Source organism: Microbacterium sp. NPDC090007 (genome assembly GCF_044748345.1).
GTDB lineage: Bacteria > Actinomycetota > Actinomycetes > Actinomycetales > Microbacteriaceae > Microbacterium.
Window position 1 is genome coordinate 1682341 of the sequence record NZ_JBIVFV010000001.1, and the last position, 13263, is coordinate 1695603.

The following is a 13263-nucleotide window of genomic DNA, read 5'->3' on the forward strand; positions in this document are numbered from 1 at the left end:
CCGCTGGGCGGCGAAGAGGGCGCGGCTGCCTACGATGCGCCGGTGACCGCCACCGCCCTTTCCGACGCACCGTCCACCGCGACCTCGATCTCCCGACGCCAGCCGCGCGGGTGGCCGCTCGGCCTCGCATCGATCGGCCTGCTGGCCCTCGTCCTGACCGGGTGGCAGGTGTGGGCGGGCGCCCCCAGCGAGTACTACGCGTCCATCGCGCTGTCGATGAGCCGCTCGTGGTCGAACTTCTTCTTCGGCGCCGTCGACCCCGCCGGAACGGTCACCCTCGACAAGATCCCCGGCTCGTTCTGGATCCCCGCCCTGTTCGTCCGGGTCTTCGGCTTCTCGGCGTGGACGGTGATCCTGCCCAACGCGCTCGCCGCGGTGGCGGCCGCGCTCCTCACCGCCGTCACCGCGCGCCGCACCGCCGGCGTGCGCGCGGGACTCGTCGCGGGGGCGATCGTGGCGGTGACACCGATCCTCGTCGCGGTGGCCCGCTCCAACCAGCCCGAGACGTTCTTCGTCCTGGGCCTGGCGGCGACGGCGTGGGCGGGAGTGCGCGCCGTGCAGCAGCGCAGCGCCGGATGGCTGATCGCCGCCGGCGCACTTGTGGGGTTGTCGTTCCAGTTCTACATGCTCGAGGCCTGGGCGGTCTGGCCCGCCCTCGCCGCCGCGTACCTCGTGACGCGCCAGTCGTGGGCCCGGCGTATCGGCCACCTCGCCGTCGCGGGTGTGGTGAGCCTGGCGGCGTCGCTGTGGTGGGTGGTGATCGTGTCGCTCATCCCGGCGGACAGCCGGCCCTTCATCGGCAGCACACTGGCGAACGACCCGTGGGAGATGGTGTTCGGGTACAACGGTCTGGGTCGGTTCTCGGCGACGGCCGACAGCACCGCCTACGAATCGTTCACCCCGCCGTTCTCGGGCGACCCCGGGGTGCTGCGCCTGTTCAACGCGCAGCTCGCGGGCCAGATCGCCTGGCTCGTGCCCGCCGCGCTCGTGGCGCTCGTCGTGCTCTGGGTCCTGCGCTTCTCACGGCCGGTGACAGTGCTGCTGACGGTGTGGACCCTGACGTTCGCCGCGATGTTCTCGGCCGTGGCCGGCATGCACCAGTTCTACACCGCGGCGCTCGCCGTGCCGCTCGCCCTCGTGATCGCCGTCGCGCTCGCCGTCTCGCACCGGTCGCGCCGGACGTGGCCGCAGGTCGCCATCGTCGGCGCGGCGGGGGCGACCGCGCTCGGTATCGGCCTGGCCGCGGGCGGGTACAGCGTGCCGGTGGCCGTCGTCCAGGCGGTGGCCGCCGGCATCGCGATCGCGCTGTTGCTGTTCCGGCGCGCCCCGCGCGGCACGACGACGGCGGCGATGCTGGTGGGCCTGCTGCTGACGCCGGCGGTGTGGTCCGCCGTGACGATCGCCCACCCGAGCTCGATCAACCCCGTCGCGGGTGGGGTGTCCGAGATGACCGGCGGTGGCGGCGGGTTCGGGACAGGGGGAGGGATGCCGGGTGCCGGCCGCGACGGCCGGGCCGCCGGGGCGCTGCCGGGCGGTGCGGCGCCGGGCGGTGCGGCGCCGGGGGGTGCGGCGCCGGGTGGTGCGGCGGGGGACGGCGGACGCTCGGGCGGGGCGGCCGGCGGCGGGGCCACGTCGACGGTCGATACGCAGCTCCTCGCCTGGCTGCAGCAGAACGCCGCCGGGTCGACCTACCTGGCGGCCACGTTCGGCGCCCAGTCGGCCGCGCAGCTGATCCTCGCCTCGGACGGCGGCTCGTTCCTGCCCATCGGCGGTTTCAACGGAACGGATGCCGTCCCCACGCTCGACGAGTTCATCTCGCTCGTCGAGAGCGGCGAGGTGCGTTACGTGATCGAGCCCGCGGGTCAGTGGACGGGGAGCCGCGGCGGCGGGGTGTCGGGCGGCGATACGACCTCGGCGTCGGCGCAGATCCGCGAGTGGGTGGGGCAGCATTGCGCGCTCGACACGAGCGCACCCTCGACGGTGTACGCCTGCGGGTGAGCGGAACGGGCCCTCCGCCGGGGCGACGCACAGCCGGGCCGGCGGCCGGCGTCGCCCTGCGGCCGGGCTGTCGGCCGGCGTCGCCGCACGGCAGGGATGGCGGGCGTCGCCCTGCGGCAGGGATGGCGGGCGTCGCCTTGCGGCAGGGCCAGCGGGCGTCGCCCTGCGGCAGGGCCAGCGGGCGTCGCCCTGCGGCAGGGCCAGCGGGCGTCGCCCTGCGGCAGGGCTCTCGGCCTGCGTCGCCCCGCGGCAGACCCGGCGGGCGGGCATCGCCCCCGCGGTCAGAGCGACCGAGCCAGGAACTCCAGCCCCGCCTCGCGGAACGCCCGCGATCCCGGCGCATTCACGTGATGACGTTTCGGGATGTCGGCGAACTCGCCGCGGGGGAGCAGGCTCGCCAGGTGCGCGGACTGGTCGTGGATGGGATCGTCGGTGCCGGTCGCGATGAGCACCGGCTGCGCCGGCGGCGCCGACGGGTCCGGGTCGGTCTCGCCCAGGCGCATGCCCTCGGCGATCGCGACGAGGGCGCGCAGGTCGTTGCCGGGCACGCGTTCGGCGAGCGAGACGTAGCGCTGGGTCGTGGCATCCTCCACGGGCGTGCCGTGGTCCAGGAACGCCCGCGCCTGATCGACGCGCAGGCGGGCCAGCGGTCGTCCGTCCGGGATGCCGCCGAGCACCGCTCTCTCGACGTGCTCGGGAGCATCCACCGCCAGCTGCCATCCGACGCGTCCCCCCAGCGAGTAGCCGAGGTAGCGCACCTGGTCGACGAGGTAGGTGTCGAGCACGGCGACGAGGTCGGACACGAGCGTGGGCATCGTGTACGCGGCCGCCTCGTAAGGCTTCTCGCTCTCGCCGTGTCCGCGCTGGTCCACCGCGATCACGCGGAATCCCGCGCGCAGCAGGTCGCGCACCCACCCGGTGTTCACCCAGTTGTCGCGCGTGCTCGAACCGAAGCCGTGGACGCACAGGACCGGTTCGGCGTCCATGTCGCCCCAGGAGTAGGTGGCCAGGCGCACGTTGTCGCCGACGATGACGGACTGCGCGGGGGGCATCTCGGTGAGGGCGGGGACGGCATCCATTCCCCCGATCCTGGCAGACGGCCGACGGCGGGATGCGTAGTGGTCATAGTGGTCTCATGGGATTCACGCGCGCAGAGCTGGAATCGTTCCGGGATGCCACGATCCCGCCGCTGGTGGAGTCCGGGGTGCGGCTGCTGTTCGTCGGCATCAATCCCGGCCTGTGGACCGCGGCGACGGGCACGCCCTTCGCGCGGCCGGGCAACAGGTTCTGGCCGGCGCTGGTGACCGCGGGGATCCTGCCCCGGCCGCCGGCGTACGCCGACGCACTCGGGGCCCCCGATCGGCGCATGATCTTCGACGCCGGCATCGGGGTCGACAACCTTGTCGCCCGTGCGACCGCGCGCGCCGACGAACTGAGTCGCGACGAGCTGCGAGCGGGGGCGGCGGCCCTCGTCGACCGGGTGGCGGCCTGGCGGCCGCGCGTGGTGGCCGTGGTCGGGGTGACCGCGTACCGACAGGGATTCGACCGGCCGAGAGCGGCGACGGGGCGTCAGGACGACCCGATCGCGGGTGTCCCCACCTGGGTGCTGCCGAACCCGAGCGGATTGAACGCCCACGACACCGTGGACACGCTCGCCCGCGCCTACGCGGAGCCCGCGCGTGCGGCGGGCGTGCTGCCGTGAACGCCGTGGACGCAACGACCGGACGGACGCGCGGACGCCGGGTGGCGGCCCTGATCGCCCTCGCGGCGACAGTCGCGGCGGGCCTGGCGACGCGCGTCGCGCCCGTGCCCGGGGTCGCCGCCGACGTGGCGGGAGATGCGCTGTACGCCGTCGCGGTGTACGGCGCACTGGTCATCCTCCTGCCGCGCACCCGGCCCGCGGCGGTCGCGACGATCGCCGCCGGGTGGAGCGTCGCCGTGGAGCTGTTCCAGGCCACGGGCGTCCCCGCCCGGCTCGCGTCCGACGTCCCCCCGGTCGCTCTGGTGCTCGGGACGGGTTTCGACCCGCGGGACCTGCTCGTCTACCCGGCCGCGGCGGTGGTGACCGCGGTCATCGACGAGGCCATCCGCCGTCGGCTCGCGTCCTCCCCAGCCCGGCGCGGGGGGAGGCGACGGAGAGATCCGGCGACCGCGCGTGACGGCGGCGCTATCGTGATGCCTCCGAGCGACGAAGGGGGCCGGCGATGATCGTACGGTTCGAGGGCGACGTCTTCCGCTGGGAGGCGCGGTCCGACAGCGACTGGTACTTCGTCGCACTCCCGCCCGGGCTGAGCGCCGACATCCGCGAGACGCAGACGTACCGCCGGGGATTCGGCGGGGTGCGCGTGGAAGCGACGATCGGTGCGTCGACGTGGCGGACGTCGATCTTCCCGCAGGCGGGCGGGGTCTATGTGCTGCCGCTGAAGAAGACGGTGCGCGACGTCGAGGGTATCGACCCCGGTGCACTCGTCGAGGTCGGCCTGGTCGTGATCGACGCCTGAGCGCGATGACCGCGCTGCTGGCCGCCTGGGGCGTGTTCGCCGTCGCGAGCGCCGTCCTCACCGTGCTCGACCTCCGTCGGCGGCGACTGCCCGACGTCGTCGTGCTCCCCGTGTTCGCCGTCTCGGTGGTCCTCCTCGCCCTGGCGGCCTGCGTGCTCGGCGATCCCTCGCGCGCTCGGGACGTGGCCGGGGGAGCGCTCGCGGCGTTCGCCCTTTGTCTGCTCGCGCATCTCGCGCGACCGTGGGCGTTCGGCGGAGGTGACGTCAAACTCGCCGGGCTCGTCGGCGCCCACCTCGGCTGGTTCGGGGCCGAGGCTGTGGCATCCGGTCTGCTGGTGGCCGGCATCCTGGGCGGGTTCGCGGCAGCGGGCATGTGGCTCGCGGGCGCGCGGCGCGACCATCTCGCCTACGGTCCAGCCCTCCTGGGAGGGGCGTGGTGGCGGATGCTGCAGGGGTGAGCACCCGCGACCGCGACCTCGGCGTCCGACCCGCCCCTGTCGCGCGCGAACGCGCCGGTCAACCCGCGCGGCGCCCGCTCGCCCGGCAGCTACCCTGACCCCATGGCCGACCTCATCCGTCGCGTCACCGCGTGGGCCCTCTCGCTCCGCATCGTGCGCGCCTTCCTCGTCTACTCCGGCGCCCGCGGTCCCGCGCTGGCCGACAGCGTGACCTATCGCACGCTGTTCAGCCTTTTCGCCGCGGTGCTCATCGGTTTCTCGTTCGCCGCGTTGTGGCTCTCGGGCAACCCCGACGCCCTGAACGCCCTCGTCCGCTCCGTCAACGGAGTGGTTCCCGGCCTCGTCGGTTCGGACGGACTCATCGACATCAGCGACATCGAGGCCCCCGGCGGTCTGACCGTCGCGGGCGTGATCGGTTCGATCGGTCTGGTCGGCGCGGCCATCGGAGCCATCGGGACCCTGCGCACCGCGCTGCGTCAGATCGCCGGCGTCACCACCGACGACACCCTCCCGATCCTGACCATCCTGCGCAACCTGCTCGTCGCGGTCGGCATCGGCGTCGCTCTGGTGGGCGCGGCCGTCGTGACCTTCCTCGCCACGGCCGGGTTGACCTTCGTGCGCGAGCTCCTCGGGATCTCCGCCGATTCCTGGATCACCGCGGTCCTGACCTGGCTGCTGTCCACGGCGATCGTCCTCGCCCTCGACACCGCCGCCGTCGCGGTCGCCTTCGCCGCGCTGTCCGGCGTCCGCACGCGTCGCTCCACGCTCATCCGCGGGGCATTGCTCGGCGGCGTCGGCCTGGTCGTCCTGCAGCAGCTGTCGGGGTTGTTCGTGGGCGGTGCCGGCGGGAACCCGTTGCTGGCGACCTTCGCCTCGCTCATCGCCCTGTTGCTGTGGCTCAATCTGTCCAGCCAGGTGATCCTGCTCGCCGGCGCCTGGATCACGGTCGCCACCGAAGAGGACCGCGATCGCGTCAAGGCCAAGTACGGCGCCTCCACCCTGATCCAGTTCCGCGTCGCCCGCGCCGAGAAGGCCGTGCGCGCCGCCACCGGAGAACTGGATGCCGCCCGTGCCGCCGAGAAGAAGGAGCGCGAGACGCTCACGGCCGCCGCGCAGAAGGCCGCGGCCGATGCCTGAGCCGGCGGACCCCGCCCCGACCCGGTTCGCCGCCTACAGCGCCGACGCGATCCGCGCCGCCGAGAAGCCCGCGCTGGCCGCCGGTCGGCCGCTCATGCGCTGGGCGGCGTCGGCGCTCGCCGACGTCGTCCGGGCCGAGCTGCACGCGCGGCCGGGATCCGTGCTGGTCCTGGCCGGCGCCGGCGACAACGGCGGGGACGCGCTGTACGCGGCCGCCGAGCTCTGCCCCGTGGCCGACCGGGTCGACGTGGTGCTCGTCCGGGACCGGGTGCACCGCGCCGCCCTCGAGGCGGCGACGAGCGCGGGCGCCCGCGTGCGGTCGACGTCCGAGGCCTGGGCGCTCCTCTCCGACAGCACGGTCGTTCTCGACGGCATCCTGGGAATCGGCCGCCTCGCGGATCGGCGCCTGCGCGGCAGCGCGCGGGCGCTGGTCGAGCGCGTGCTGTCGCTCTCGCCGCGGCCGCGGATCGTGGCGGTCGACGTGCCGAGCGGTCTGGACCCCGACGACGGCTCGGCGGATGCCGCCGTGCTCCCCGCCGACGTCACGGTGACCTTCGGCGCTCTCAAGGCGGGTCTGGTCCGCGGTCGGGGTCCGGCGCTGGCCGGGCGGGTGCACGTGGTCGATCTGGGGCTCGAGCCCTCTCTGCGCCTCGCGCGGCCCGCTCTGACGGCGCCGATCGATCTCGTGCGAATGAGCACGCCCGGGTCGTCAGCCCCGGTGACTCATCGCGCGTAGCGTTCGACGAAGGTCCGCAGCAGCCGCGACGGTTCGTGCACGGGCGCACGTCGGACCGCCGCGAGGGTGAGGTCGAGCTCGTCGTGCCCGAAGTACCCGTACGACGCGTACGCGTGGATGCGGGTGACGATCCCCTCGACGTCGAGTTCGGGGTGGAACTGGGTCGCATAGACGTTCCGCCCGAGCCGGAACATCTGCACGGGGCAGGAGGGGGAGGATGCCAGCAGCACCGCCTCGGGGGGAAGCGCGCTGATCGCCTCTTTGTGTCCGACGAAGGCGGTGAAGTCCGCGGGGAGTCCGGCCGTGAGCGGGTCCTCGCGCCCCGCGGCGGTGAGGCGGACGTCCACGACGCTGATGGGCTCGGCGTAGGTCGCGTCGATGGGGGCGTTCAGATGCGTACCGAGCGTCCCGACGCCGTAGCAGGCGCCGAGGAACGGCGTATCGCGGGCGACGACCTCGGCGACGAGATCCGCGATCTCAGCCTCGACGCGTCGCTGGACCGCCGACTTCTTCTCGAGGGGATCGGACGCGTTGAAGGGGCTGCCGCCGACGAGGATGCCCGATACCCGATCGAGGTCGAGCGGAGGGAGCGGGTCGCGCTCGAGGCGCACCCGGATGAGTCGCTCGGGAGCGAGACCGGTGTAGCGCAAGAAGAGGGCGTACTCCTCATCGGCCGGCCGGTCCTCGGCACGCGTGGCCAGCAGGACGAACGGGCGGTCGCCGGGGAGGTCCGTCGCAGTCACCCGAGCGATTCTAGGCCAGAGCTGTCAAGGCGCCGGGCGGCACCGGGATCGCGGTCTACGCTGACGGCATGGCTATCGCACGACTGACCGGAGGCCCGCTCGACGGGCAGGTCATCCCCCTCGAGAACGACTCCGACGACACGCTGATCATGCCCTACAGCGAGGGCCAGCTGGTCTATCGCCGCCAGGGCGAGGCGACGCACACCGGGGATTCCGACGGCCCCACGCAGAGCGTCTTCGCGTACGACGAAGAGACCGAGGACATCCACCCCGACGGCTACGGTCGCGACGATTGAGCGCGGCTGCGGCGGGCGGGTCGAGCGTCGAGGTCGAGAAGAAGTACGACGTCGACGCCGACACACCCCTTCCCGACTTCTCGGCGCTGCCGGGAGTGACGCGGGTGGGTGCAGCCGAGCTGCGTGATCTCGACGCCCGCTACGTCGACACCGCCGACGCCGACCTCGCACGCGCGGGGGTCGCGGTGCGGCGTCGGCGCGGCGGCCCCGACGAGGGCTGGCACGTGAAGGGACCCGTCGAGGACGGTGGTCGACGCGAGACCCAGTGGCCCCTCGGCGAGGTCGGCGACGACGACGCCGATCCGGTGGTTCCGGAGTCGGTGCAGGATGCCGTCGTGTCGATCGCGCACCCGCCATTCCTGCCTTTGGCGCGGGTCCGCAACGCGCGGACCGCTTACGCCCTTCTCGACGCGGACGGGGGAGAGGTCGCCGAATTCGTGGACGACCGGGTCCGCGCGCGCGATGAGCGCCGCGGCGCCGAATCGTCCTGGCGTGAATGGGAGGTCGAGCTGGGGCCCGCCGCCCCCGCCGACGACGCCGGACGGGCGGAGTTCTTCACCGCGGTCGACGCGGCAGTCTCGGCCGCCGGCGGCCGCCCCGCGGCATCCGGTTCCAAGCTGGCGCGCGCCCTCGGCCACTGACACCCCGGCCACCGGTCGCCCGGGCGCCCCGGGCCCGGGCGCCCCACAACCGTGCCGCCGCGGCGCGCGGCCGCGCCGGCCGCGGCGCCCCGCCGACCCGCCCACGGCGCCCGGCCGCGCCGGCCCCCGGCGGCGGCGAGACTGCACGTGGCTGACGTTTCGGTTGCAGGATGTCGCCGAGTTGTCAGCTACCTGCAGTCTCGCGAATCTTCGGCGCTCGGCGCCCCGCTCCCGGCGCCCGGCCGAGCCGCGCCCGGCGTCCGGCGCCCGGCGCCCGGCGCCCCGCGTCCGGCCGCACCGGCGCCCGGCCGCACCGGCGCCCGGCCGCACCGGCCCCCGGCGGCGGCGAGACTGCATGTGGCTGACGTTTCGGTTGCAGGATGTCGCCGAGTTGTCAGCGGCGTGCAGTCTCGCGTATTCCCGGCGCCCGGCGCCCGGCCGCACCGGGCCTCGCGTGCCGTGGGCCTGCGCCGGGCGCCCGACGCCGCACGGCGTGCGGGAACGCCGAAGGCCCGCCCGGGTGTACCGGGCGGGCCTTCGTGACGAGCGCTGAGATCAGAGGTTGATCATGTGTCCGGCGAGGCCGTGGAACGCCTCTTGCAGGCCCTCCGACAGCGTCGGGTGGGTGTGCACGTTGCGGGCCGCCTCGAGCGCGGTGAGATCCCACTTCTGCGCGAGGGTGAGCTCGGGCAGAAGTTCTGAGACGTCGGGGCCGATGAGGTGGCCGCCGATGAGCTCGAGGGTCTCGGCATCGGCGACGAGCTTGACGAAGCCGACGGGCTCGCCCAGGCCGTTGGCCTTGCCGTTCGCGCTGAAGGGGAACTTGGCGACCTTGATGTCGTGGCCGGCGTCGCGGGCCTGCTGCTCGGTGAGGCCGAACGAGGCGACCTGCGGGTTGCAGAACGTGGCGCGGGGCATGTTGCGGTAGTCGCCGAGGGTCTGCGTCTCGGCCTTGCCGATGGTCTCGGCGGCGACGACGGCCTGTGCCTCGGCGACGTGGGCCAGCTGGAGCTTGGCGGTGACGTCGCCGATGGCGTAGATGTGCGGCACGTTGGTGCGCATGTGGTCGTCGATGTCGATGGCACCGCGCTCGGTGAGCTTGACGCCGGTGTTCTCGAGACCGTAGCCGTCGACCTTGGGGGCGAAACCGATGGACATCAGCACGCGGTCCGCGTCGATCGAGCCGGTGGAGCCGTCCTTCGCCGTGTACGCCACCGTGACCTTGTCGCCGTGGTCGGTCACCGAATCGACCTTGGTAGAGGTGAGGATGTCGACGCCGTAGCCCTTGTATTGCTTCTGGATCTCTTTCGAGACCTCGGCGTCTTCGTTGGGCAGGGCACGGTCGAGGAACTCGATGATGGTGACCTTCACGCCGTAATTGGTCATGACGTACGCGAATTCCATGCCGATGGCGCCGGCGCCGACGATGACGATCGACTCGGGCAGCTCACGGGTGAGGATCTGCTCCTCGTAGGTCACGACGTTCTCGCTCAGGGTGACCCCGGGCAGCAGGCGCACGGTGGAGCCCGTGGCGATGATGACGTTGTCGAAGGTGACCTGCTCCTTCGAGCCGTCGGTCTTCGTCACCTCGATCGTGTGGTCGTCGGCGAAGTGGCCGCGGCCCTCGTACTCGGTGACCTTGTTCTTCTTCATCAGGTAGTGGATGCCCTTGACGTGACCCGCGGCGACCGTGCGGGAGCGGTCGAAGGCCTTGCCGAAGTCGAAGGTGACGTCCCCGGAGATGCCGAACAGGTCGGCCTTCGCGTGGAACGTGTGGGCGAGGTCGGCGTTGCGGAGCAGAGCCTTGGAGGGGATGCAGCCCACGTTCAGGCACACACCGCCCCAGTACTTCTCTTCGACGATCGCGACCGACAGCCCCAGCTGCGCGCCGCGGACGGCGGCGACGTACCCGCCGGGACCCGCACCAAGAATGACCAGATCGTAATGAGGCATGCTTCCAGCCTATCGCCCGACGCTGCCGCGGTCGGCGGCGTCACCCCGGCCGCGCGCGGCGAAGACGTAGACCAAAACGCCGGCCACGATCACGAGTGCGACGACGAGGAGGATCCACGGCAGGGGAGAGGTCGCCGAGGCGGTCTCGGCCGGAGCGGCGGCGGTCTCGGCGGCCTCGGACGGCGCGCTCGATTCCACGGCGGTGGGCGTCGGCGTCGAGGTGCTCGCCGACGCGGTCGGCGTCGGGGTGGATGCCGCGACGGGCACCGAGAACGAGAAGTCTCCGTCGATCGGGTGGCCGTCGCTCGAGACCACGCGCCACAGCACGGTGACCGCGCCGGACCCCTCGCCGTTGAGCGCCTGAGTGACCTCGGTGCCCGCCACCACGGGGGCGCCCTCGTCGAGACGCGTGCCCGCGGCATCCGTGACCTCGATGACGGTGGCACCGTCGTCGGTGAGGACCTCGGCGCTGAACGTCAGTGTCAGCGAGGACGGGAGGGCGTCGAGGGTCGCGTCGGCGGCCGGATCGCTCGAGACCAGTTCATCGTGCGCGGATGCGGGAACACCCGGCAGGAGAACGGCGGCCAGTGCGAGCAGAAGAGCGGCCACGGCGGCGGGCAGAGAACGTCGGCGCGCGTCGGGAGAAGAGATCACGCTGCAAGCCTAACGAGGGTCTCCGACACCGTCCTGGGAGTCGCGTCGGCGGCGGGGCGCGCCCGGAGCGCGGGTGCGACCGGGTGCGGACTCGACAGGGGTGACCCCGGGTCGATAGGTTCGAGTGTCTCGTCGGCCGGCTCCGCACCCCCATTCCGCGGTCCTGGTCGACGAAGCCCAGAGACATCACGCCTCACCATGGCCCGCTTCCGCTCGGTCGCTCCTCCCCCGCAGAAGCGATCGGTTATGGTGAACAAGAAGGAGAAGCCGTGGACGAGACCAGCCGATTCGATCGCGACGAGATCCGACGCGCGGCCGACGCCGCCGCTACTGATCGCGCACACGACACGACCCAGACCCACGACGCGGACCTGTCGTTCGTCCCCTTCGGGGCCGACCTCACCGAGGCCGAGCTCGAGGCCATCGACGCGTTGCCCTCGGGAGCCGCGCTGCTCATCGTGCGGTCGGGACCCACGACCGGCGCCCGCTACCTGCTCGACACCGACGTCACGACCGTGGGCCGGCATCCCGAAGCAGATCTCTTCTTCGATGACGTCACCGTGTCTCGTCGTCACGCTGAGATCATCCGCACGGGCTCGTCGTTCGAGATCGTCGACCAGCGTTCGCTCAACGGCAGCTACGTCAATGGTGAGCGGGTCGACCGGTCCGCTCTCGTCAACGGGGCCGAGGTGCGCATCGGCAAGTTCCGTCTGAACTTCTTCGGCTCGCCCGTCGACCTGCCCACGGCAGAGCACTGATGGCGGCAGCCCCCTCCCGTGGTCGTCAGGCGGCTGCGGGGCTGCTCAGCATCGGTCAGGTGCTCGCGCGCCTGACTCCCGACTTCCCGGCGTTGACCTCGAGCAAGCTGCGCTTCCTCGAGGTGCAGGGCATCGTGACGCCCACGCGCACCGAGTCGGGATACCGCAAGTTCTCGCCCGCCGATCTCGAGCGTCTGCGTCTGGCGTTGACCCTCCAGCGCGACCACTATCTGCCCCTGGTCGTGATCCGGGAGTACCTCGAAGACCTCGACGCCGGTCGCAATCCCGCGCCGCCCACCGCGATCCCCTCGATCACCTCGGCGCCGCGACGCTATCGGCGCGACGAGCTCCTGGCCGCGGCAGGTGCCGGACCGCAGCTTCTGAACGACGCGGTGAGCACGGGCGTGATCGCCGCGGCCGACATGTACTCCGAGCAGACCGTCGCGCTGCTGCGGGCTCTCGTCGCGCTGGATCGACACGGGATCGAACCCCGTCACATCCGATCGCTGCGCCAGAGCGCCGAACGCGAGGTGTCCCTCGTCGAATCGGCGCTGTCGGCGCTCTTGCGTCGTCCCGATGCCCCCTCGCGCGCCAAGGCGAACGAGCTCGCCCCCGAGTTGGCGACCCGCCTGGACGAGGTCCGCGGCATGTTCGTGCGGGACGCTCTGGAGCGTCTGCTGTCCTGACCGCGACACGCCGCGACCCTCGGAGCGGATGTCATTGCCGGGGGAGCCTCGCTGATCTAGCGTGGAAGAAACGAGCAGAAGAAGGAGGGCGCGAGCATGAACGCTGGCGACGCAGTCGGCGAACCTCGGTTCGCCACCGACCTCCTCTTCACCGACGGTCTGCCCGAGATGGATGACGACACCGGGTACCGCGGAGCGGTCGCCGCTCGCGCGGCCGGGATCACGTACCGTCAGCTCGACTACTGGGCGCGCACCGAGCTCGTCGTCCCGACGGTCCGCGGTGCGAACGGGTCCGGGTCTCAGCGCCTCTACGGTTTCCGCGACATCCTGGTGCTCAAGCTCGTCAAGCGACTGCTCGACACCGGTATCTCGCTGCAGCAGATCCGCACCGCGGTGGACCAGCTGCGCGCCGCCGGCATCCGCGATCTCGCCGGAACCACGCTCATGAGCGATGGCGCCTCGGTGTATCTCTGCACGTCGAACGACGAGGTCATCGATCTCGTCAGTCGCGGGCAGGGCGTCTTCGGCATCGCGGTCGGCAAGGTGCTGCGCGAGGTCGAGTCGACGCTCGTGGACTTCGAGAAGGCCGCCCCTGACGCGGTCGACGAACTCGCCGCCCGTCGCGCGGCACGCACCGCCTGACGCGACGACGACGTCTTCGGATCCCGGTCGCCATGGCATCCGGGATCTTCTGCGTCGCAC

General features: G+C 72.4%; 16 protein-coding genes. 12 read left to right on the forward strand and 4 right to left on the reverse strand.

The annotated features are described in order from the left end of the window. Positions 1-42: 42 nt before the first annotated feature. Positions 43-1998 (forward strand): ArnT family glycosyltransferase, encoded by a 1956-nt coding sequence (locus ACIPVB_RS07880; protein ID WP_400367996.1) that lies wholly within the window; start codon positions 43-45, stop codon positions 1996-1998. A gap of 281 nt (positions 1999-2279) precedes the next feature. Here ACIPVB_RS07880 and ACIPVB_RS07885 read toward each other — a convergent pair whose 3' ends face one another. Beyond that, on the reverse strand, positions 2280-3077 hold the full coding sequence (locus tag ACIPVB_RS07885) for an alpha/beta fold hydrolase (RefSeq protein WP_400367998.1): 798 nt from the start codon (positions 3075-3077) through the stop codon (positions 2280-2282). 56 nt (positions 3078-3133) lie between these two features. On the opposite strand from ACIPVB_RS07885, the gene ACIPVB_RS07890 reads away from it, so the two are divergent. The 6 genes from ACIPVB_RS07890 (at position 3134) to ACIPVB_RS07915 (ending at position 6830) form a co-directional block, all read left to right on the forward strand. Continuing rightward, a complete protein-coding gene (locus ACIPVB_RS07890; protein WP_400367999.1) occupies positions 3134-3700 on the forward strand; it encodes a mismatch-specific DNA-glycosylase in 567 nt (188 codons plus the stop codon). A 5-nt stretch (positions 3701-3705) separates the two neighbouring features. Further along, entirely contained in the window at positions 3706-4206 is a 501-nt protein-coding gene (locus ACIPVB_RS07895; protein WP_400368001.1) for a DUF2809 domain-containing protein, read from the forward strand. Continuing rightward, positions 4203-4499: a DUF1905 domain-containing protein gene (locus ACIPVB_RS07900; protein WP_400368003.1), complete on the forward strand. Its 297-nt coding sequence runs from the start codon at positions 4203-4205 to the stop codon at positions 4497-4499. The genes ACIPVB_RS07895 and ACIPVB_RS07900 overlap by 4 nt, the downstream gene beginning before the upstream one ends. A 5-nt stretch (positions 4500-4504) precedes the next feature. Further along, on the forward strand, positions 4505-4957 hold the full coding sequence (locus ACIPVB_RS07905; RefSeq protein WP_400368005.1) for a prepilin peptidase: 453 nt from the start codon (positions 4505-4507) through the stop codon (positions 4955-4957). A 102-nt stretch (positions 4958-5059) separates the two neighbouring features. Continuing rightward, positions 5060-6094, forward strand: a complete 1035-nt coding sequence (locus tag ACIPVB_RS07910) for a YihY/virulence factor BrkB family protein (protein WP_400368006.1) — start codon at positions 5060-5062, stop codon at positions 6092-6094. After that, positions 6087-6830 (forward strand): NAD(P)H-hydrate epimerase, encoded by a 744-nt coding sequence (locus ACIPVB_RS07915; protein ID WP_400368008.1) that lies wholly within the window; start codon positions 6087-6089, stop codon positions 6828-6830. The genes ACIPVB_RS07910 and ACIPVB_RS07915 overlap by 8 nt, the downstream gene beginning before the upstream one ends. Here the strand turns inward: ACIPVB_RS07915 and ACIPVB_RS07920 are convergent. After that, entirely contained in the window at positions 6818-7573 is a 756-nt protein-coding gene (locus tag ACIPVB_RS07920) for a glutamine amidotransferase (RefSeq protein WP_400368009.1), read from the reverse strand. The genes ACIPVB_RS07915 and ACIPVB_RS07920 overlap by 13 nt on opposite strands. Before the next feature lie 68 nt (positions 7574-7641). On the opposite strand from ACIPVB_RS07920, the gene ACIPVB_RS07925 reads away from it, so the two are divergent. Both ACIPVB_RS07925 and ACIPVB_RS07930 read left to right on the forward strand, forming a co-directional pair. Further along, on the forward strand, positions 7642-7869 hold the full coding sequence (locus ACIPVB_RS07925) for a response regulator (RefSeq protein ID WP_400368011.1): 228 nt from the start codon (positions 7642-7644) through the stop codon (positions 7867-7869). Next, entirely contained in the window at positions 7866-8510 is a 645-nt protein-coding gene (locus ACIPVB_RS07930) for a CYTH domain-containing protein (protein WP_400368013.1), read from the forward strand. The genes ACIPVB_RS07925 and ACIPVB_RS07930 overlap by 4 nt, the downstream gene beginning before the upstream one ends. A 555-nt stretch (positions 8511-9065) precedes the next feature. On the opposite strand, the gene lpdA is transcribed toward ACIPVB_RS07930, so the two are convergent. Beyond that, positions 9066-10463, reverse strand: a complete 1398-nt coding sequence (gene lpdA, locus ACIPVB_RS07935; protein WP_400368014.1) for a dihydrolipoyl dehydrogenase — start codon at positions 10461-10463, stop codon at positions 9066-9068. 9 nt (positions 10464-10472) lie between these two features. Beyond that, the gene (locus tag ACIPVB_RS07940) at positions 10473-11117 is read right to left on the reverse strand and encodes a copper resistance protein CopC (RefSeq protein ID WP_400368016.1); all 645 of its coding nucleotides are present in this window, start codon (positions 11115-11117) and stop codon (positions 10473-10475) included. A 269-nt stretch (positions 11118-11386) separates the two neighbouring features. Between ACIPVB_RS07940 and ACIPVB_RS07945 the strand changes: the two genes are divergently transcribed. The 3 genes from ACIPVB_RS07945 to ACIPVB_RS07955 all read left to right on the forward strand — a co-directional run bounded on the left by ACIPVB_RS07945 (position 11387) and on the right by ACIPVB_RS07955 (position 13203). Beyond that, the gene (locus tag ACIPVB_RS07945) at positions 11387-11875 is read left to right on the forward strand and encodes an FHA domain-containing protein (protein WP_400368017.1); all 489 of its coding nucleotides are present in this window, start codon (positions 11387-11389) and stop codon (positions 11873-11875) included. Then, positions 11875-12561 (forward strand): MerR family transcriptional regulator, encoded by a 687-nt coding sequence (locus tag ACIPVB_RS07950; RefSeq protein ID WP_400368018.1) that lies wholly within the window; start codon positions 11875-11877, stop codon positions 12559-12561. Before ACIPVB_RS07945 ends, ACIPVB_RS07950 begins: the two co-directional genes overlap by 1 nt. Positions 12562-12657: 96 nt before the next feature. Then, positions 12658-13203, forward strand: a complete 546-nt coding sequence (locus ACIPVB_RS07955) for a MerR family transcriptional regulator (protein ID WP_400368019.1) — start codon at positions 12658-12660, stop codon at positions 13201-13203. Positions 13204-13263 lie beyond the last annotated feature (60 nt).

Bases quoted from the DNA above. Each gene is read 5' to 3' on its own strand.
- ACIPVB_RS07950 (WP_400368018.1), top strand. From the start codon at position 11,875: ATGGCGGCAGCCCCCTCCCGTGGTCGTCAGGCGGCTGCGGGGCTGCTC.
- ACIPVB_RS07915 (WP_400368008.1), top strand. From the start codon at position 6,087: ATGCCTGAGCCGGCGGACCCCGCCCCGACCCGGTTCGCCGCCTACAGC.
- ACIPVB_RS07955 (WP_400368019.1), top strand. From the start codon at position 12,658: ATGAACGCTGGCGACGCAGTCGGCGAACCTCGGTTCGCCACCGACCTC.
- ACIPVB_RS07905 (WP_400368005.1), top strand. From the start codon at position 4,505: ATGACCGCGCTGCTGGCCGCCTGGGGCGTGTTCGCCGTCGCGAGCGCC.
- ACIPVB_RS07885 (WP_400367998.1), bottom strand. From the start codon at position 3,077: ATGGATGCCGTCCCCGCCCTCACCGAGATGCCCCCCGCGCAGTCCGTC.
- ACIPVB_RS07890 (WP_400367999.1), top strand. From the start codon at position 3,134: ATGGGATTCACGCGCGCAGAGCTGGAATCGTTCCGGGATGCCACGATC.
- ACIPVB_RS07925 (WP_400368011.1), top strand. From the start codon at position 7,642: ATGGCTATCGCACGACTGACCGGAGGCCCGCTCGACGGGCAGGTCATC.
- ACIPVB_RS07910 (WP_400368006.1), top strand. From the start codon at position 5,060: ATGGCCGACCTCATCCGTCGCGTCACCGCGTGGGCCCTCTCGCTCCGC.
- ACIPVB_RS07900 (WP_400368003.1), top strand. From the start codon at position 4,203: ATGATCGTACGGTTCGAGGGCGACGTCTTCCGCTGGGAGGCGCGGTCC.
- lpdA (WP_400368014.1), bottom strand. From the start codon at position 10,463: ATGCCTCATTACGATCTGGTCATTCTTGGTGCGGGTCCCGGCGGGTAC.